This is a genomic window from Streptomyces sp. NPDC006923 (genome assembly GCF_040635655.1).
Taxonomy (GTDB): Bacteria; Actinomycetota; Actinomycetes; order Streptomycetales; family Streptomycetaceae; genus Streptomyces.
In genome coordinates this window covers 190,046-207,961 of record NZ_JBEYIF010000005.1, presented here as the reverse complement: position 1 = coordinate 207,961, position 17,916 = coordinate 190,046, and the positions used below count along the sequence as shown (strand labels likewise).

Genomic DNA, 17,916 nt, shown 5'->3' with positions numbered 1-17,916 from the left:
CGTGTCGGAATCTCACGGTCGATGTCGGATGGATGTCGGATACGACATCGCTGTGAGACTGGCCAGGCTTTAAAGCCGAATTCGCTCAAACGTGTGGACGCTCCAAGCTCTCTTGGCGAACGTACCGCCGTACGGCCCAGGCTGTCACCGACTGCTTGATCGCATCGAGCCTGATGCTGCGGGAGTGGGGGTGCTTATGCCAGTTAAGTCGGCAATGGTGTGTTTCCGTACATCGGGCCGGGAGTTCGAAGACGAGCCGTGGGAGAGCGTCAGCGGCGCGACGTTAGCGACAGCGTCTCCATGGCGGACATTCCGGTGGTACGACGGCCAGAAGCACTACTCGGGCACCTACTGGTCGTCGACCATGCGTGACCACGTGATTTACGAGTCGCGGCTTGAACTTGCTCGACTGCTGTTTGACGACTTCGACCCATCTGTCCGCCGAATCCTTGCCCAGCCCTTCCTGCTGAAAGCCGAAGTGGAAGGCAAGGTTCGCAAACACATCCCGGACTACCTGCTGATCAGCGAGGACGGTCCGGTCGTGGTCGACGTCAAGCCGAGGCACCGGGTGGCCAAGCCAGAGGTGGCATTCACTTTTGACTGGACGCGACGGCTGTTGGAGACACGCGGATGGCGATACGTCGTGTGGAGCGAACCTGCGTCGGCGGAACTTGAGAACCTTCGATTCCTCGCCGGGTACCGACGCGACTGGCTCTTCGATGGTCTCCTGCTCGACGAACTTCGAGCGATGGGGCTGGACCGCCGGACACTTGGCGAACTCGATGACGCACTTGCCGGACGGGAACCGGAGGAGGTCCGAGCTGGGGTCCTTCACCTTCTCTGGCGTGGCGAACTGGTCACCGACTTGAGTACCCCGCTCAGCGGTCATCACGTTCTGAAGGTTCCGAAGTGAGCTGGGCCGGAATCCGCGTGGGAGTTGGTACACGGTTCCGCTATGACGGCGAGACCGTTGAGGTAGTCGAGCTGGCGATCACCGCGAACGGCAACGAGGCGGTACTGAAGAATGGCCGCGGGAAGCTGCTGAGACTGGCAGTGAAGGAACTGCTGCTGTCTGACCGAGCTCGTGTGATCCCGGATGCTCCGGGACCGTCCGGTGACGACGACGAAGACGTCGCTGGTGTCGTGCTGAGCCAGCTGTCGAAAGCCGAGCAAGACGGACTACGAGAGCGGGCAGGCCACGTCCGGGAAGTCCTCACCGGTTACCGGGTGGGTGCTCCGGAGCTGGCGGCGGAAGGAGAGCCGAGGCCGGAATACTCGCCTGACCTCCCCCTCGGCCAGCGCTACGCGAGCAAGGCCGCTGAAGTCGGCGTCACCGTCCGTACTGTCGAGCGCTGGGTTCGGGACTTCCGCCGTGGGGGCGAGGCGAGCTTGGCGGCTGCCGGGCGACCCGCACGTGGGCGGGCCACGAAACTGGATGACCGGTGGGTGGAGACAGCCACGGAGGTCATGGTCGAGCACGCCAAGGAGTCCAAGCCGTCCCGCACGCTGGTGATCGAGCGGACCCGAGCACGGGTGGTCGCACGGTTCGGTCCGGATGTCGTCCCGCAACCCAGCCGGGCTACGGCCTTCCGGCTGCTTGAGGAGTTGGAGGACCAGCACCCGCTCTTCCGGCTGAGTGCGAAGCGGAACCGGGACATCGCTGGCCGGCCCAATGGGCCTTATGGCAAGTTGCGGCCGACCAGGCCGGGCGAGTATCTCCTGATGGACTCCACCCGGCTGGACGTTTTCGCCTTCGACCCATTCACGCTTCGATGGGTGCAGGCCGAGCTCAGCGTCGGCATGGACTGGTACACCCGCTGCGTCACCGGCATCCGCCTCACCCCGGTGTCGACGAAGGCGGTGGACGTCAGCGCGGTGCTCTACCAGTCGTTCCGGCCCAGGCCGGCTGGGAAGGACTGGCCGCGCTACGCGGTCTGGCCCGAGCACGGCATCCCACGGACGGTCCTCGTGGATACGGCTGTCGCCGAAGGGGCTGGTGCAGCTGGCCCCATTCTGGTTCCAGAAACCCTGGTCATCGACCACGGAAAGCAGTACGACTCCGAGCATCTGACCAGCGTCTGCAGGCGGATGGGCATCTCGATCCAGCCTGCGAGGCTACGGACGGGCCGTGACAAAGGGCCAGTCGAAAGATTCTTTCGCACCCTGCGCGAGGGCCTGCTTCAAGCATTGCCCGGCTATAAGGGGCCGGACGTCCATTCCCGGGGGGAGAACCCCGAGGACGACGCCTTCTTCTTCCTGCATGAGCTGGAAGCGATCATCCGTGAGTGGGTCGCGGCGGTCTACCACCATCGACCGCACACGAGTCTGGTCGACCCGGGCCTGCCAGGGCTGCGGATGTCCCCCGCCGCAATGTTCGAGCACGGCATGGCCCGGGCGGGTTACATCGAGGCCCCCAGAGACCCCGACCTCGCCTACGAATTCCTGAAGACCGAATGGCGCACGATCCAGCACTACGGAGTCGAGATCGGCCGTCGCCGCTACAGCGGCCCCGGCCTCAAAGGCCTCAGCCATGTCCGGAGTCCCTACAAGGGTCCGGTCGAGAACGGATGGCCCTTCCAGGTCGACCCCGACGACATCACCCGCATCTACGTCCGGGACCTGGACCGTCGCTGGCGCACCCTGACCTGGGAACATGCGCCCACGGCCGGTATGCCGCTGAGCGAGGATGCTCTCGCCTTCGCCCGGAAACTGGCTGCTGCGAAGTATCGCTTTCCTGACGACCGTCTCGCGGTCGCCGACCTATTGGAGCGCTGGAACCTCGGCCTGGGCACAACGCTGGCAGAGCGGCGGATGGCCCTGCGGCTATCGCGAGAGCAAGCGGCCATCGAACTACCCGAGTCCGACGAGTCAGTCGTCTCGCTGCCCTCAGTCCGCAAAGCCCTGGGGGACAAAGAGGGCTCGTCCCACGAGGAGCCGGAGGAGATGGAGCCGGCCGAGACGGGTGATGACGACGAGGCCGACTTCGAAGTCCTCGTCGAAGAGGACGATTTCTACGCCGACGCACTGGAGGACGTGTGACTGACCCGCTCCCGCTGGGCCTGGGGAATCTGGCGTTGTCGCGGAAGGAGGACTTCAAGGAGTTCGCCAACGCTCCGCGTCGCGAACAGCCCAGGTTGCTGACGAGGGCAGAGCTGAAAGCTCTGACCTCTGAGGCGAGAGCCGTCTACGACCGACTGCGCCGGGAGTGGCATGCCAACCTCGGGCCGATCAGGACGCAGCAACTGGCCGATCTTCACGAGGATTTGTGGGACATCGTCGACAGCAATCAGCAGGATGGCGACAAGGCCAAGGGCGCCGTGGCTGTCGACGCCTTTCCCGGCCTCGGGAAGACGACCTCGGTGCTGGCGTTCCTCCGTGAGTTCCACCACCGGGAGATCGCCGAGAACGGTGAGTTCACAGCCCAGGGACACGAACGGCTTCCGGTCTGCCGGGTTGGACTGACCGGCAATACCGGCATGAAGGACCTCAACCGTGCCATTCTGGAATTTTTTGGCCATGCCGGACGTAACCGCGGAACAGCCGCCCAGATGGGCCAGCGGGCCCTGGACTGCGTGTTGTCCTGCGAAGTGCGCGTCCTTGCCCTCGACGATCTGCACTTCCTGAAGTGGCGCAACACCAGCGGCATCGAGGTCAGCAACCACCTGAAGTGGATCGCCAACGAGTTCCCCGTGACCTTGCTGATGATCGGCGTCGGACTCGCAGAGAAGGGCCTGTTCAGCGAAGGAACTACTTCTGGTGACACAGCCCTGGCCCAGACAGGCCGGCGCACGACTCGACTGGACATGCAGCCCTTCACCATCAAGAACGAGGCGGGCCGCCGAGAATGGAGGAAGATGCTTCTCGCCCTGGAGAAGCGAGTGGTCCTGGCCGACAAGTACCCCGGCATGCTTGCGGACGATCTTTCCGACTACCTCTTTGCCCGCAGCACCGGGCATATCGGCTCGCTGATGACACTGATCAACCGGGGCTGCCAGAGAGCCGTCCGCAGCGGCACCGAACGCCTCGACCGTGACCTGCTCGACCGAGTGAAGAACGACGAGGCATCCGAGAATGCTCGCAGGGAGCTCGAAGCAGCCCTGGACAAGCGACGACTCACCAGCCGGCCCCGATCCAGCAACCGGAAAGCCGCGTGACGTCCGGCCTGCGGACTCTCCCGATCAGAGTCGCGCCGCTGCCAGGAGAAGCCCTGGACTCCTGGCTGGAGACTCTGGCCCACCGCAGCATGGTCAGCTTCCGCGAGATCCTGATCGCCTTGGGACTGCCCGGCCGGCGCGACGGCAACCTCCCTGACCTCACCCGCTACCTCGAGCCGGAGCAGGCCGAGCAGGCCGCGGTCGTCAGCGGAGTCCCCGCTGACCGGTTGCATGCGATGACGTTGCGCCAGTACGACGGCCATGCGCTCGTACTGCACCCTCACCGCCGGACGGTGAACCGCATGCAGCTATGGGGCCGAAACGGCTCCCGATACTGCCCCCAGTGCCTTCACGAACACGACGGCCGCTGGCAGTTGCGCTGGCGCCTCCCCTGGAGCTTCGCTTGCACTCGGCACCGGATCCTGCTGCCGCACGCCTGTCCCTCTTGCAACCAGCGCACCCGCCACGGCCGAGTCAGCATCTTCCGTGATCTTCCACCCCATCAGTGTCCTACGACGCTGAAACCGTCAGGGGTGCTCTGCCAGACGGACCTCACCCTGGCCCCCGCTGCCGCCCTTCGCGAAGACAGCCCAGTACTGGCGTCGCAGCGCTGGATCAACGACCTGCTGGACCGAGTCGAACAGGGACAAGCACAGTCCCTCCCCGCACTCCGAATGATCTTCAACGACCTGCGTGCGCTGGCCTCCTGGGTCTTGCGCATCGCGGAACCCGACGACTTCCCGACACTTGATCCGCATGTCGAGCAGGCATGCCAGGACTACGCCGGAGACGGCCAGTTCTCGCCCAGCTCGGCGGCAGTGACCGCAGGCGGACTCACCCGCGCCGTCCACATCCTTCAACAGGGCTCCGACAAGGCAAACATCGCCACGCTGCGGACCCTCCTCGAACGAGACGGTGAACGACTTGACCTCATGCCGCTGGGTGACATCAACAGGCGCTGGAGAGGGCACTCCACTGCCCTGCAACAACTGATCTGGCAGGCCATGGACACCCGCATGGCGAACGTAGACCGGCTCCGCTTCCGAAGCTGCACCACTCGCCCGCGCCCACCCCACAAGATGAACGAGACCCTGACCGCCGCACGGGCCGGCCGAGTCCCACAATTACTCTGGCGTGGATGGACTGCTCGCTTCCTGCCCGCCGCCGGCGTCCGGAACATCGGCAACTTCCGCGCGGCCCTGGCCGTCGCACTCCTACTCCCCGGAGCATCCAAACGTCACTTCGATCCCCTGATCAGCATGCTCGGCCACCAGGCGCAACTCGACGTCCACTACACGCTCGCCGAGCTTGCCCAGCAGGGCCACGACGGAGTCCTCACCGGGCTCTGCGAGATCGCCGACTACCTGGACACCCAGCCCGTCCCCATCGACTACGAACGTCGCCGCGGGCTGACAGGCGAGGGCCTCTTGCCCGCTGATGACTGGGTTTCGATTTGCACACAGACCGGTGTCCACTCGGGACAGGAAACGCGGTTGCTGTCTGTGCGCCGCTACCTCTATCAGCGCATCACCGGAAATGATCTCCGGCAGGCGCCAGGGTTGCTCCGGATCACGACCGCCGAGGCGGCGGGAGGCGTCGCGGTGGTTCCCTTCCGGATCACCGCCGCCCTCCTGGGAACTCTCGACGAGTACGGCGAGAACTACCTACGGGGTTTGGGCATCGACGAACCGCTGGCCTGGGAGCCTCCAGCGGACCTTGCCGCTGGACTCTGCCTGCCCGGCGGACCAGTGGACGTGAGACGAGCACACCGTCTCATCTGCGATGAGGGCCGAGCGCCCGCCGTCGCGGCGAAGGAGATGGGCGTCGCTCTCGAGAGCATCCGCCATTGCTTCGAGCAGCACCCACCCAGCAGCCCCTGGCCCTCCAAAAGCGGCGGATCTTGGGTTGACCCCAGCAGGCCCGTTGCCCGACGGTCCCGGCTTGCCGCAGCTCAAGCGCGTCAACAAGCACATACCGTGCTCACCGACGAGTTCCTGCGAAGCGAGTACCTCGACGCGCGGAAGACGGTCAGAGAGATCGCCTCAGGGACCCGTCTCCCCAAGAGACTCATCAGCGAGGTACTCAATCAGTCCGGCCTCATCGCTAGCCGAGAGCCATCGAGGAAGCTGATCGTCGATGAGCAGTGGCTCCGAGAGCAGTACACCCGGCAGGCCCGGACCCTGGCCAGCATCGCAACCGAGCTGGACACGAGCCCAACGACCCTCACACGACACCTTCGGGCCGTTGGCATCGAACTCCGTCCACGCGGCGGACAGCGGGCCGTGAGCCGAACGGAACTCGAATCAGTACCGCCGCTCATCAGACCGGCCCTCACAGATCGGCGCTGTTGGGGCCGCCTCCAGCGGTTTCGAGCAGCGATGGAACATCGCACCCTCGCCGAGGCCTCACGCCACCTCGGCACCACCCGCTCGGTCCTTTACACCCAGTTTGCCGCACTGGAAAGGGATTTGGGCGTCCAGCTCTACGTCCGCCCCCGCAGGGGCGAGTCCCTCCGCCCCACCCAGGCTGGACAAGCCGTGATGGACGCTCTGACGGACAGCGAAGGCGCTCGACCAGGCGGCAACACTATCGAAGACGGCATTCCTCCCGCCTCCAGGCAGAACCCATGACCAGTCGATCGTCGACGGACGGCTATCGAACTGGACCGCACTCATCGACCAGAACGGTCGGCTCCGACAGGAAGACGTTCGGGTCGACGGGCCCATAGGCAACATTGAACGTGTCGAGCCAGTACGACCAGTCCCGTATTCCGGCGGCGCTACTGAACCGATAGTTCAACTGCCAACGGACCCACTGCCCCGGGACCAGACGCACCGCCGGCGGCCGCCGCGGGCGAGGCGGCAATCCGAACAACGGCTCCACACGCGCCAGCACGCGAAGCCGATCGCCCTCGTCTCGCAAGCTGAGTCCGACCTGGCGCAAGTCCCTCTTGCTCTCGTGCGGCTCGAAACCGTCACGCTCGGACATCTGGATGACCTGGGCGAAGGAAGACGCCGCTGGTGACACCAGGAACCCCGTTGGCGCTGCATTCCTGCGGGCAGCAGCCTCACCGCCCCTGGAGTACTTCGTCCAGGACGTCCTGATCCACTGCACCGTGATCTCCACTGGAACCGCCTTTCGCCTGGGACACTACGTCGACCACAGCCTGCACGGCACCCTGCTTTCGGCGCGCTGCCCGGCGGCCCGGAAGATTCCGGCTGAGATGGACCTATTGCACAGCGCTAGAGTCCGACAGCGGAGGAGGCGAAGATGTCACTGAACAAGAAGGGTTCCCGGCGCATAACCGTTGACGGGATCGAGTACCGCTGGCGGATCCGCAGGAAGCCCTCCTACATGCAGGGACTCTGCTGGACACCGATGACCTACGCGGTCGAAGCGGCCAGCGGCAGCCAGCCGGGCACGACCTTGATCGTCACCAGCGGGCAGGCCCATCCCAGCAACTGGGTGGGCGTTGAGGCAGAGCCCATTCGCCCAGCTCACGTTGCTGCGAGCATTCGGGAAGCGCGGAGCCAGGGCTGGGATCCGATGGTTGCCGGTTCTCCGTTCCATCTCGACCGATCCGCGGGATTCATCCCCCAGCCATGAGAGATAGTGCAGAAGCTCAGCGGACCCTGGATGAACTGCCTCAGAGGCTTCAGACCTGGTTCGACGAGCACGAGGAACGCCTGAGATCGTGTGGAATCACGGGTGGCGTCCAGCGATCGCCTGAGGACGGCCGAACCAAGACGAGCACCTGGGTGACGCTGGAAACGGATGACCAAGTCTCCATGCTCATCGTCTGGAGCAGCGGTGAAGCGGAACTTGAGTGCGGGGACGTGGCAACAGATCGGGTTCGTCGGCAGCATCGTGATCTCCGCACCCTGGAAGAGCTTCTCGACGCCATCGAGACCATCTGCGAGTGGATCCAAGCGACGGGCGAAGCAACTCCCGGATAGGTGACCTGATCATCCGAGTTGCGGAGCCTCTCCGGTTTCGAACTGCGAGCCGATGTTGTTCCACATGAAAGCGTCCCGCCAGTCCCCCCTGCCAGCAGCCCAGCCGAGCATCGCCGTCAGGACCTTCTTCTGGGAGATTGTCCGCGTTTGGTAGTGTTCGGTGGCAACGCCGTCCCGATATTCGAGTTGGTACGTGTTGTCGTCGCGCAGCAGTACCTGGACATACCAGTTGCCCTCCACGCCATCCTCTACGCGCTCCAGAACCAGATGTGCGTTCCCGCGATGGAGGCTGGCCAGCATCGTTCCTATCACCGGCTTCGACGGCTTCTTCACCACGCGCCCAGCCTCAGTCGTCGCGATCAGCATGGGCGTAATCCTCCAGCATGGCTCTGACATCGCCGCGGTGGAGGATTCGATGGCTCCGTCATCACCCGTGTCGGAGTGGGAAGGCCAGGACCCCGAGCAACTTAGCTCCGAGGAGTTCGGGGAAATCTGGGGTCCTGCCCGTCGCCAGATTTGCATCCCGGCCCCGCTGACCTCTCGGCCTTGCGGAGGCTTCTTGGCATCATCTCGGCATGACCCCGACCCTTCCGCACACCGTCCGAGCCGTCGACACCCCTCAGCTCCTGGACCTGGCCCAAGAGGCTACCATGCACGGCTTCAGTCAGCGCCTGCCGGTCGACTGGCTCCAAGAGCACCTCGCTGCCGAGGCGACGCACTACCTGTTCCCTACGCTCATACAGCGGCTCACGCACCGTCTCGATGTGCCGCTGCAGTGGAGATGCCAGCAACTGCTGACCGTCAGGACCGGCGAACAGATCTGGGGATTGCTCGATGTCCTTCCCGACACCTTCGACAGGATCCCGGAGACCTTGGACGCGGCGTCCAAGAAGGACATCGTCAGCCGCATCGAGCATGCAGTGACCGTGCGCGAGTGGTCGGAGCGGACGGCTCCAGATACCGGTCCTGAAGAAATGCCACGGACCTGAGACACGGGCACCCCGACACGGGCTGAGACAGCGCAGAAAGTTGCTGGTCAGGGACTGGCGCGTTCACTTCTCGGGTGATTGGCCGATTTGCCGATCACGCAGGTCGTTGGCGGTTCCCGCGACAGCTGGACCGCAGTCGGCCTTCAGAGCGCCTACCACCAAGGCGATCGCGTGCTCGGCCGTGTCCGCCTCGCCGATCACAGTGCCCCGGGAGGGACCGCAAATGCGATAGCGACCGTCGCTCAGCGGATCGACGAACGGCACGTTCCATGAGTACGGGAATCCGGTGCAGGTCGTGAAGTGAAGTGACCAGTGGCTGGTGAACGGATACAACTACCGCAACTTCGGTTCGGCCGAAGCCGTTTCGGCGAGCGCCAGGGTCTGGCGGGCGAGGCCGAGCCGGCGTGCCTCCTGGCGCAGATCCTCCAAAAGGAGCCGCCACTGCGCGGTGACTGCTTCGGCTGGACCGCGCTCATGCGCCTCGGCTAGCTCGCTCACCTCGACGAAGGGGGCAGCCTCCTCGATCTCGCGGAGCATGGCCCCTTTTCGCCAACCTGCCGCAGCTCGGGCCAGCTCTCCCAGATCGGAGGTCGAGCCCGAGAGTAGCTGAACGCCTCGACACAGGCCATTGATGTTGAACCAGCGGCTCTCCGACCCGATGAAGATCCAGCAGGCTTTCCGGCCAGGAGCCGTGCTGGCGACGCCAGCTGTCCGCAGCGGATCCGAATCGTTGCTCAGCACCGTGCCGAGGGTGAGCCCCTGCTCGGCGGCAGCCACCTCCAGGGCCGCGGCCAGACTGCCGGCAGCCACGAGATCGGGATAGAGACCAGGGTCTGCACGAGCGGGTTCGTGTCGAGCAGTGCGCGGGGTGTTTGAGGTCACCGCCGGAGTCTGCCGTCTGCGGTGAGGAAATGGCCACCGTCGTGAGACGGACCTCCCATGCCACGCGGTGAGACTGGTCGCAGAGCAGCAGGTCAGCGCGGTCCCCTATGACATGAGCCGCGAGATCCTACAGCTCGTAGGGGTTCCGATGTCGTGTCGCTACTCACGGCTGGTGCCGGATGGAAGTCGGATCCGGCATGACGCCGAGACACACGGGTCGGGCCTGTACCTCGTTCGCTTCGGACGCCGACGCCCGGAAGGCCGAGGCCGCGCCGGGAACAGCCGGTCCGGCCGGCACGGTTGCATCGACCGGGGGGCCGGCGCCGCACGGGCGGGGACACGGAGACCACAGGTCGTCCGAGCCCACAAGGATCCGGGCCCCAAGGTCGCGGTATGCCCGCCGCGGACTCGGACCACGACATATTTCCGCAGGAGGAATGTTCTATGACTGACCGGCCCTTGACGCTCATGGCAGTACACGCCCACCCCGACGACGAGGCCACCGGTACCGGAGGGGTCCTCGCGCGGTATGCGGCGGAAGGCATCCGCACGGTTCTGGTGACGTGTACCGACGGCCGTTGCGGTGACGGACCGGGGGGTGTCAAGCCGGGCGACCCCGGGCACGATCCGGCGGCGGTCGCCTTGATGCGCCGTCAAGAACTTGAGGCGAGCTGTGACGTGCTGAAGGTCAGCGATCTGGAGACATTGGACTATGCCGACTCCGGGATGATGGGCTGGCCGGGCAACGACGCCCCCGGAGCCTTCTGGCAGACCCCCGTGCAGGAAGGCGCCGCCCGACTCGCGGAACTCATGCGGCACTACCGACCTGATGTGGTCGTCACCTACGACGAGAACGGCTTCTACGGCCACCCCGACCACATCCAGGCCCACCGCATCACAATGGCGGCGCTGGAGATGACCGCGCTGACACCGAAGGTGTACTGGACCACGATGCCCCGCTCCGGGATGCAGCGGTTCGGCGAGATCATGCGCGAGTTTCACGAGGACGCGCCGGAACCGGATCCTGCCGAGGCCGCCGCGATGGCCGAGATCGGCCTCCCCGACGACGAGATCACCACGTGGGTGGACACCACCCCGTTCAGCGGTCAGAAGTTCGACGCGTTGGCCGCGCACGCCAGTCAGGGCGAGAACATCTTCTTTCTCAAGATGGGCAAGGAGAAGTTCGGCGAGCTGATGGGCGTGGAGACCTTCGTACGTGTCCAGGACGCCACCGGCGCGGCCGTACCCGAGAACGATCTCTTCGCCGGACTGCGCTGACCCGCCCGTCCGGCCGGCCGGGAAAGCGCATCACCGCACGGCGGGTCGTCCGCTGCCGGCTCTTCCGCCGCGTCAGCGGCCTTCCCGCCGAAAGCAGCCCCCGGCCACCTCGGCGTCAACGACGCCAGTCCCCAGCAACGAGCGGCCAGAGAGATTCTTGCGGAGGAAGGGACAAGGCGGGGAGTTCACCGAGCACAGGGCCCTCCCCCCTGCCTGGCTGTCACGCCGTGTCGAAGTCCATCCCCCGGGAGATTTCCTCCCACTCGGCGAGCTCGGCCCGCACGGAGTCCAGGTGCGCGGTCAGGAAGTCGACCGCGTCGCCGCCGAGAGCAAGGCGGAGCGGGGGCTTCTCGGCGTCCAGAGCCAGCCGGATCGCCGCCGCGGCCTTCGCCGGGTCGCCGGGCTGGCTGCCGTCGCCGCCCCGCACCATCTGCCGGGTCGCGCCGACCTTCTCCAGGTACGCCGGGTTCTCCTCGGAGAAATACGCCGCGCCCTTGCCGAACAGGTTGGTACGGAACGCGCCGGGCTCCACGATCAGCACCTTGATACCGAACGGCGCCACCTCGTCGGCCAGGCCCTCCGACAGTTGCTCCAGCGCCGCCTTGGTCGCGCTGTACGCGGAGAACCCGGCGAAGGACAGTTGCCCGCCGAAGCTGCTGATGTTCACGACCGACCCACTGCCCCGCTCCCTCATCTGCGGCAACAGTGCCCGGGTCAGACGCGCGGGGCCGAATACATGCAGCTCGAACAGGTCACGCAGCTCCCGGTCCGTGGTCTCCTCGAACGCCCCTACCTGGGTGCGGCCGGCGTTGTTCACCAGCACGTTCACCCTGCCGTAGCGGGCCAGGACGTCGGCGGCCACCCCATCGATCCGCTCGCCATCGGTGACGTCCAGGCTGATCGCCTCGACACGGTCCGGGTACGCGGCGACCAGGTCGTCCAGCGCCTCGGTTCGCCGGGCGGTGCCGATCACTGTGTCACCGGCGGCGACCGCGGCCTCCGCGATGGCCCGCCCGAAACCACTGCTCGCGCCGGTGATCAGCCAGACCTTGGCGTCCTCGCTCATCTTCATCTCCCTCGTCAACTGCCGTTCGGGGACAGCCCCGTCGACAGGTCCATCCTTCGTCAGGTACCGGGACGGCGTCCAAGTCCCGTTGTGATAGCCAGGAGTCATGAACGTCCATGGGCGTGACCTGAACTACTTCACCTCGGTCGCCGAGGAATTGAGCTTCACCCGCGCCGCCGAGCGGCTTTTCGTCTCCCAACCCACCCTGAGCAAGCAGATTCGGATGCTGGAGAAGCAACTGGGCGTGGTCCTGTTCGAACGGGATCAGCGGTCAGTGCGATTAACCGCGGTGGGGGAAGCCTTGTTACCGCACGCCCGTGCGGTACTGGCCGCCTGGGGAGCCGCGGAGGCGGCGGTGGAGGAGGCGAAGACCGCCGAGCGGCGCACCCTGGTGATTGGCATGTCCACCAGCCCGGGCCGCGGGCTGCTGCCCGCCCTGCGGACCCGCCTAGTCTCCCGGCATCCGGACGCGCGGTCCGTCCTGCGCCAGGTCAACTGGGCCGATCCCAGCGCCGGATTGGCGGATGGATCCAGCGACGTCGCCTTCGTCTGGCTGCCACAGCCGGACGGTGACCGTTACCAGTACGCGGTGGTGGCCCGCGAGCCTCGGCTGGTCGCGCTCCCGGACGGACACCCCCTGGCGGCGCGGGCCACCTCCGACCCCGAGGGAAAGGTGGACTTCACCGACCTGCTGGAGGAGCCCTTCCTCGCCCTCCCCCCGGAAGCCGGCCCGCTGCGGGACTACTGGCTTGCCCTGGACGCCAGGGACGGTCGACAGCCGCGGATCGGCGGGGTGGTGGCCAGCGCCGAGGAGACCCATGAGGCGGTCGCCGGCGGCCAGGGGGTGGCACTGCTGGCCGCCGGCAACGCCCCGCTGCTCGTCCGGGACGAGGTGATCGCCGTGCCGGTGCGGGGTATTTCCCCGTCTCACCTGGCGGTGGCCGCACGCCAGGATGACAAACGGACGCTGGTTCTCGCCTACCTTGCCGCTGCGCGGGAGGTAGGGGCCACAACCGGTTGATGAGGCGCCCGGAGCGTGGTTGATCTCGCCCGGCCTTGCTCGCACGGCAGCCACCCGCGCCGCGCCTGCTCGTACTACCGCGCGCTGCCCGCGAGCGCCGAACAGATCCGGGAAGCCGCCGGTGGGAGCCGGCGACCGTACGCGCCATGGCACCCCGGCCCGTCCCGTGGGCAGAGCGCAAGAACAGCGACTGCGGCCGATCGCCGATCAACCGATTCAATCCGCCGACTCCGCGTCGCGCGAAAAGTGGTCGACTCGACGGACCGGCGACGGTAGATGTGTCTCATGACCTCACCGTGTGAAGAACTGCTGCCCACCACCCAACGAGCCCTGCTGCACCGCATCGCCGTCGCGCAGGCCGAAGGGCGCGCGCCTTCGCTGGTCGCGGCGGTGGCGCGGGAGGGGCGGATGGTGTGGGCGGGCTCCCGCAGTTCTGTGGACGGGCACGCTCCGGACGCCGGCACCCAGTACCGCATCGGCTCGATCACCAAGACCTTCACGGCTGTGCTGGTGCTGCGGCTGCGTGACGAGGGGCTGATCGATCTCAATGACCCGCTGGAGAAGCATCTTCCTGGCTCGGGCGTCGGTGAGGCCACCATCGCTCAGCTTCTCGGCCACAGCGCGGGACTGGGCGCGGAGACACCGGCGCCCTGGTGGGAGCGGACACCTGGCACGCTGCGCCCCGAACTCGCCGATGTGCTCGGTGAGCGGCCCGTGCTGCACCCCGTCGGCCGGCGTTTTCACTACTCCAACCCGGGTTACACACTGCTCGGTTCGCTGGTCGAAGCCGTCCGGGGGGCGTCCTGGGAGGAGGTGTTGCGGCGCGAGGTTCTTGAGCCGCTGTCCTTGGATCGTACGACCTGTCGGCCGGTCGCTCCGTACGCCGGGGGCTGGGCCGTGCATCCCTGGGCCGATGTGATGCTGCCCGAGCCGAGCGAGGATCTCGGGCTGATGGCCCCGGCCGGTCAGCTCTGGTCCACCGCCGCTGATCTCTGCCGCTTCGCCGTCTTTCTTGCCGATGGTGACGAGAAGGTCCTGAGCGCCGCGTCCGTAAGGGAGTTGCGGACGCCGTCCGTGCCGCCCGAGCCGGACGCCTGGGACAGCGGCTATGGGCTCGGGACCCAGATCCTCCGCCAGGGTGGCCGGACGCTGAGTGGGCACACGGGTTCGCTGCCGGGCTTTGTCGCCGGTCTGTGGGTGAGTGTGACGGACGGCGTGGCCGCTGTGGTGCTGGCCAATGCGACTTCCGGGCCCCTCGCCGGGTCGATCGCCGCCGATCTTGTCGCCATCGTGGCGGACGCCGAGCCGCGGATTCCCGAGCCATGGCGGCCGTTGCCCGAGGTCGACCGGACGCTGCTGGATCTCACCGGGCCGTGGTACTGGGGCACTCGCGCTTTCGGTCTGAGGCTGACGGCGGACCGCGGCTTGGAACTGCGAGCGCTGCGCGGCGTCGACCGTGGCTCCCGGTTTGTCGCCCAGTCCGACGGTAGCTGGACCGGGCTCGACGGCTACTACGCGGGGGAGACCTTGCGCGTGGTGTCTCGGGCGGACGGCTCGGTGAGCCATCTCGACCTCGCGTCGTTTGTCTTTACCCGTGAGCCGTATGACCTTCGGGCTGATGTGCCCGGCGGTGTGGACAAGGAGGGCTGGCGGGGCTTGCCTCTGTGAAACGAGCCAGATGTTTCACGTGAAACAGTCGCGGCATGCCGCCTTGGCCCCGATGGCCGGGGCGGCTCCCCGATCGGGATCGGTCAGCGGATGCCAGACGATCTCGCCGTCCGCGCGTTCCCCGGCCACCCCACTCTTGGATCAGAGCTGGAGCTTGAATCCCACATGGGAGGCGGTGAAGCCGAGTCGCTCATAGAAGCGATGGGCGTCGGTGCGGCTGGCGTCCGAGGTCAGCTGGACCAACTGGCAGCCCTGGCGCCGGGATTCGCCGACCGCCCACTCGACAAGCAGCGTGCCGAGCCCACTGCCACGCACATCGGCGTGGATACGTACGGCCTCGATGACCGAGCGAGTGGCACCGCGCCGGGACAGTCCCGAGATGATCGTGAGCTGCAGCGTCCCGACCACCCGGTCGCCACGCACGGCCACCATCACGTGCTGGTTCGGGTCGCGGGCCAGCCGCTCATAAGCGGCGCTGTACGGGGTGAGGTCGTCGGGAGACTCGCGCTGCGCCCCCAGCGGGTCGTCCGCCAGCATCGCCACAATGGCGGGCAGATCATCGGGGGCGGCGGGCCGTATCTCCAGATCGCTCATGATCCGCAGACTACGCCGGACCGCCCTAGGCGGGGACCCGTAGCTCCTCGACGGCCCGGACCAGGGGCGCGAGCTCGGAATTCTTGGCTGCTTCGTCGAGGGCCTCGCGCAGCGCCTTGTCATTGGTGGGGCGGGCTTCGCCGAGCAGGGTCAGACCGTCCTGGGTGACATCGGTGTAGATACCGCGGCGGTCCGTGTCGCACAGATACCGGGTGAGCAGGCCCCGGTCCTCAAGGCGCGTGACCAGCCGGGTGGTGGCGCTCTGGCTGAGGACGACGGCGTCGGCGACTTGCTTCATCTGGAGATGGCCACCCGGTCCGTCGTGCTGGCGGCTCAGAACGTCGAGCAGAGAGTATTCACGGACACTCAGATCGTGCCCCGCCTGGAGCGCACGCTCAATATGCGCCTCGATTCTCCCGTGCAGAAGAGAGAGCGCCACCCAGCCCTGGGCAAGAGCGGTGAGCGCCGGGTCCGTCGCTGTCATGCGTCTGTCCTCCATCGGCCGGAGCGGCTCTGCTTCAAGAGTAGAGGAACAGCGCAATATACGGCGTATGCAATTATTGCTTCCGCTTCCACCCGTCAGCCCGTTGCCAGACTGAGCGGTGCGAACCGCCTGGTCCAGTCACCCGGCAGCTCCGGGATGCCATACGTCATCACAGTGGTGCTGATACCGGCCTCCAGACCGTTTTCCTTCAGCCAGGTCAGCAATCCCTGGTGGCGTACGTCGACATCCATTCGTACCGGCCGGGCCGAATCCATGGCCAGGGAGCAGACCAGCGCCTTTGCGGTCTCCACGTCCGGGGCGACCAGCGGGCCGATGACATCCGTCTCCGGGGTGGGCCAGGCCGCCGCGTATCCGATGATCGCGGAGCCGTTGTCCGCGACCCGGAGCCGGTCCGCGAAGGCGGGGAGGCGCGCGACCATGGGAGTGCGGTCCACACCGAAAACCTCCGCGTCCAGACGCGCGAGGACTGGCAGGTCCCCGGGGGTCGCCGGGCGGGTCGCCGGCAATGGCTCGCGCCCAGGGGTACGGAACTGGCCATGGACCCTCTCGGCTTCTCCGGAGTCGGTGAAGCCGAGCTGCTGGTACAGCGGCCGGCCGTATGGGGTGGCATAGAGCGCGAGCGGCGTGTCCCCGGCCTCACGGAGCACATGGGCCATCAGCCGTCGCCCCAGTCCCTGCCGGGCGTGTCTTCCGGCGACGAGCATCATGCCGATGGCAGCGAGGTCCGGGCCGAATGATGTGACGACGCATACGGCGGCCAGGCCCTTGGCGGCTGGATCGTCGATGCCGTATCCGGTGCCCGCTGTCAGGAGCAAGCCCCACTTGTGATCTTCGCGCGCCCAGCCTCGATCCTCGGCGAGATCTGCGCAGAGTACGAGATCCCCCCTGGTCAGCGGCCTGATCGGCAGTTCGGAGAGCGGTGTCGGCATGAAGATCAGGCTGTCGGACTCAGTGATCGTTCGTCCAGCCCTTTACGGGAAGTGGCCGAGATTTGAGGAAGGAAGCGCTGGATGGGCGAGCCTGACCGGTGGGTAGGTGTTTGCGTGGTTTCACGTGAAACAACGGCGCCTTTCGGATGGATGAAGGGTGTCCGCTGGTGAGGCAGGCCGCGCATACTAACCTCGGCGTACATGGCAAGCGCACGCAGACTGCATCTTTTCGACCTTGATGGAACGCTCATCCGGGGCTCAGCCGCAGCCGTGGAGATCTCCCGGCAGCTTGGGCTGGGTACCGAAATCGCCGAGCTGGAGAGCGAGTTCCTGTCGCGGGGACTTGCGCCGGACGAGTTCGCCGTGCGGGCCCGGGAACTGTGGGCCGAACTCACCCCGGGGCAGTTGTCGGCCGCCTTTGACGGCGCACCCTGGCTGGACGGGATCCGCGAGGTCTGGGCAGACATCCGGAAACAAGGGGATTACTGCGCTGTTATCTCCCTCTCGCCCGACTTCTTTGTCGCGCGGCTGCTCGACTGGGGAGCGCATGCCGCGCACGGTTCTCGCTGGCCGGTTCTGCCTTTCACCGAGCCGGTCGACCGGGCGGGCATTCTCAACGCGGCTGCCAAAGTGAAGATCGCGGAACGGCTGTGCGCGGAGTTCGGGGTGAGGCTGGACCACTGTGTTGCGTATGGTGATTCCATGTCGGATGCGGAGATCTTCACAGTGGTCCCCAGGACGGTGGCGGTGAATGCGGACCACCACCTGTCAGGGCTCGCCTCACACTCGTACACGGGAGGCGATCTTCGCGAGGCCTACGAACTGGTGCGCCTACGGCAGTGACTGGGAAGCCGTCAGCAGTAATACGCTGACC

Annotated in this window: 18 protein-coding genes; 10 read left to right on the top strand and 8 right to left on the bottom strand. The window is 66.4% G+C overall.

From position 1 onward, the window contains the following. Positions 1-112 precede the first annotated feature (112 nt). From ABZ707_RS12040 to ABZ707_RS12025, 4 genes are read left to right on the top strand one after another with little or no spacing between them, the layout of a single operon-like run. Positions 113-913 (top strand): TnsA-like heteromeric transposase endonuclease subunit, encoded by an 801-nt coding sequence (locus ABZ707_RS12040; protein WP_319681741.1) that lies wholly within the window; start codon positions 113-115, stop codon positions 911-913. Beyond that, a complete protein-coding gene (locus ABZ707_RS12035) occupies positions 910-3,039 on the top strand; it encodes a Mu transposase C-terminal domain-containing protein (RefSeq protein WP_360171847.1) in 2,130 nt (709 codons plus the stop codon). The genes ABZ707_RS12040 and ABZ707_RS12035 overlap by 4 nt, the downstream gene beginning before the upstream one ends. After that, on the top strand, positions 3,036-4,154 hold the full coding sequence (locus ABZ707_RS12030; protein WP_360171844.1) for an ATP-binding protein: 1,119 nt from the start codon (positions 3,036-3,038) through the stop codon (positions 4,152-4,154). The genes ABZ707_RS12035 and ABZ707_RS12030 overlap by 4 nt, the downstream gene beginning before the upstream one ends. Then, entirely contained in the window at positions 4,151-6,784 is a 2,634-nt protein-coding gene (locus ABZ707_RS12025; RefSeq protein ID WP_360171841.1) for a TniQ family protein, read from the top strand. The genes ABZ707_RS12030 and ABZ707_RS12025 overlap by 4 nt, the downstream gene beginning before the upstream one ends. 22 nt (positions 6,785-6,806) lie before the next feature. On the opposite strand, the gene ABZ707_RS12020 is transcribed toward ABZ707_RS12025, so the two are convergent. Next, positions 6,807-7,280 (bottom strand): hypothetical protein, encoded by a 474-nt coding sequence (locus ABZ707_RS12020; RefSeq protein ID WP_360171838.1) that lies wholly within the window; start codon positions 7,278-7,280, stop codon positions 6,807-6,809. A gap of 144 nt (positions 7,281-7,424) precedes the next feature. Between ABZ707_RS12020 and ABZ707_RS12015 the strand changes: the two genes are divergently transcribed. Then, the gene (locus ABZ707_RS12015) at positions 7,425-7,760 is read left to right on the top strand and encodes a hypothetical protein (protein WP_360171835.1); all 336 of its coding nucleotides are present in this window, start codon (positions 7,425-7,427) and stop codon (positions 7,758-7,760) included. A 359-nt stretch (positions 7,761-8,119) separates the two neighbouring features. On the opposite strand, the gene ABZ707_RS12010 is transcribed toward ABZ707_RS12015, so the two are convergent. After that, entirely contained in the window at positions 8,120-8,476 is a 357-nt protein-coding gene (locus ABZ707_RS12010; RefSeq protein WP_360171832.1) for a hypothetical protein, read from the bottom strand. Positions 8,477-8,685: 209 nt separating this feature from the next. Here ABZ707_RS12010 and ABZ707_RS12005 point away from each other — a divergent pair, with 209 nt between their 5' ends. Continuing rightward, a complete protein-coding gene (locus ABZ707_RS12005) occupies positions 8,686-9,099 on the top strand; it encodes a hypothetical protein (RefSeq protein WP_360171829.1) in 414 nt (137 codons plus the stop codon). Positions 9,100-9,162: 63 nt separating this feature from the next. Here the strand turns inward: ABZ707_RS12005 and ABZ707_RS12000 are convergent, their stop codons facing one another. Together ABZ707_RS12000 and ABZ707_RS11995 are read right to left on the bottom strand one after the other, a co-directional pair. Then, positions 9,163-9,432, bottom strand: coding sequence for a DUF6193 family natural product biosynthesis protein (locus tag ABZ707_RS12000; RefSeq protein ID WP_360171826.1), 270 nt, complete (start codon positions 9,430-9,432; stop codon positions 9,163-9,165). Further along, positions 9,433-9,909 carry a hypothetical protein gene (locus ABZ707_RS11995; protein WP_360171823.1) on the bottom strand — a complete coding sequence of 159 codons (477 nt, stop codon included), beginning with the start codon at positions 9,907-9,909 and terminating at the stop codon, positions 9,433-9,435. 516 nt (positions 9,910-10,425) lie between these two features. Between ABZ707_RS11995 and ABZ707_RS11990 the strand changes: the two genes are divergently transcribed. Next, complete coding sequence (locus ABZ707_RS11990) at positions 10,426-11,259, top strand: PIG-L family deacetylase (protein WP_360171820.1); 834 nt, start codon at positions 10,426-10,428, stop codon at positions 11,257-11,259. Positions 11,260-11,479: 220 nt separating this feature from the next. On the opposite strand, the gene ABZ707_RS11985 is transcribed toward ABZ707_RS11990, so the two are convergent. Beyond that, a complete protein-coding gene (locus ABZ707_RS11985; protein WP_360171817.1) occupies positions 11,480-12,325 on the bottom strand; it encodes an oxidoreductase in 846 nt (281 codons plus the stop codon). A 106-nt stretch (positions 12,326-12,431) separates the two neighbouring features. Here ABZ707_RS11985 and ABZ707_RS11980 point away from each other — a divergent pair, with 106 nt between their 5' ends. Together ABZ707_RS11980 and ABZ707_RS11975 are read left to right on the top strand one after the other, a co-directional pair. Continuing rightward, positions 12,432-13,346, top strand: coding sequence for a LysR substrate-binding domain-containing protein (locus ABZ707_RS11980; protein ID WP_360171814.1), 915 nt, complete (start codon positions 12,432-12,434; stop codon positions 13,344-13,346). Between the two features lie 285 nt (positions 13,347-13,631). Beyond that, positions 13,632-15,014: a serine hydrolase domain-containing protein gene (locus ABZ707_RS11975; protein ID WP_360171811.1), complete on the top strand. Its 1,383-nt coding sequence runs from the start codon at positions 13,632-13,634 to the stop codon at positions 15,012-15,014. A 141-nt stretch (positions 15,015-15,155) separates the two neighbouring features. On the opposite strand, the gene ABZ707_RS11970 is transcribed toward ABZ707_RS11975, so the two are convergent. The 3 genes from ABZ707_RS11970 to ABZ707_RS11960 form a co-directional block, all read right to left on the bottom strand. After that, positions 15,156-15,608, bottom strand: coding sequence for a GNAT family N-acetyltransferase (locus ABZ707_RS11970; protein WP_360171808.1), 453 nt, complete (start codon positions 15,606-15,608; stop codon positions 15,156-15,158). Positions 15,609-15,633: 25 nt separating this feature from the next. Beyond that, positions 15,634-16,092 (bottom strand): MarR family transcriptional regulator, encoded by a 459-nt coding sequence (locus ABZ707_RS11965; protein WP_360171805.1) that lies wholly within the window; start codon positions 16,090-16,092, stop codon positions 15,634-15,636. A gap of 95 nt (positions 16,093-16,187) precedes the next feature. Further along, on the bottom strand, positions 16,188-17,042 hold the full coding sequence (locus ABZ707_RS11960) for a GNAT family N-acetyltransferase (protein ID WP_360171802.1): 855 nt from the start codon (positions 17,040-17,042) through the stop codon (positions 16,188-16,190). Positions 17,043-17,243: 201 nt separating this feature from the next. On the opposite strand from ABZ707_RS11960, the gene ABZ707_RS11955 reads away from it, so the two are divergent. Continuing rightward, on the top strand, positions 17,244-17,885 hold the full coding sequence (locus ABZ707_RS11955) for an HAD-IB family phosphatase (RefSeq protein ID WP_360171799.1): 642 nt from the start codon (positions 17,244-17,246) through the stop codon (positions 17,883-17,885). Positions 17,886-17,916: the final 31 nt, after the last annotated feature.

What these genes read in the sequence shown, in the direction of transcription:
- ABZ707_RS12015 (WP_360171835.1), top strand. Translation starts at nt 7,425, where the DNA reads ATGTCACTGAACAAGAAGGGTTCCCGGCGCATAACCGTTGACGGGATC.
- ABZ707_RS12010 (WP_360171832.1), bottom strand. Translation starts at nt 8,476, where the DNA reads ATGCTGATCGCGACGACTGAGGCTGGGCGCGTGGTGAAGAAGCCGTCG.
- ABZ707_RS12005 (WP_360171829.1), top strand. Translation starts at nt 8,686, where the DNA reads ATGACCCCGACCCTTCCGCACACCGTCCGAGCCGTCGACACCCCTCAG.
- ABZ707_RS11990 (WP_360171820.1), top strand. Translation starts at nt 10,426, where the DNA reads ATGACTGACCGGCCCTTGACGCTCATGGCAGTACACGCCCACCCCGAC.
- ABZ707_RS11985 (WP_360171817.1), bottom strand. Translation starts at nt 12,325, where the DNA reads ATGAGCGAGGACGCCAAGGTCTGGCTGATCACCGGCGCGAGCAGTGGT.
- ABZ707_RS11980 (WP_360171814.1), top strand. Translation starts at nt 12,432, where the DNA reads ATGAACGTCCATGGGCGTGACCTGAACTACTTCACCTCGGTCGCCGAG.
- ABZ707_RS11975 (WP_360171811.1), top strand. Translation starts at nt 13,632, where the DNA reads ATGACCTCACCGTGTGAAGAACTGCTGCCCACCACCCAACGAGCCCTG.
- ABZ707_RS11970 (WP_360171808.1), bottom strand. Translation starts at nt 15,608, where the DNA reads ATGAGCGATCTGGAGATACGGCCCGCCGCCCCCGATGATCTGCCCGCC.
- ABZ707_RS11965 (WP_360171805.1), bottom strand. Translation starts at nt 16,092, where the DNA reads ATGACAGCGACGGACCCGGCGCTCACCGCTCTTGCCCAGGGCTGGGTG.
- ABZ707_RS11960 (WP_360171802.1), bottom strand. Translation starts at nt 17,042, where the DNA reads ATGCCGACACCGCTCTCCGAACTGCCGATCAGGCCGCTGACCAGGGGG.
- ABZ707_RS11955 (WP_360171799.1), top strand. Translation starts at nt 17,244, where the DNA reads ATGGCAAGCGCACGCAGACTGCATCTTTTCGACCTTGATGGAACGCTC.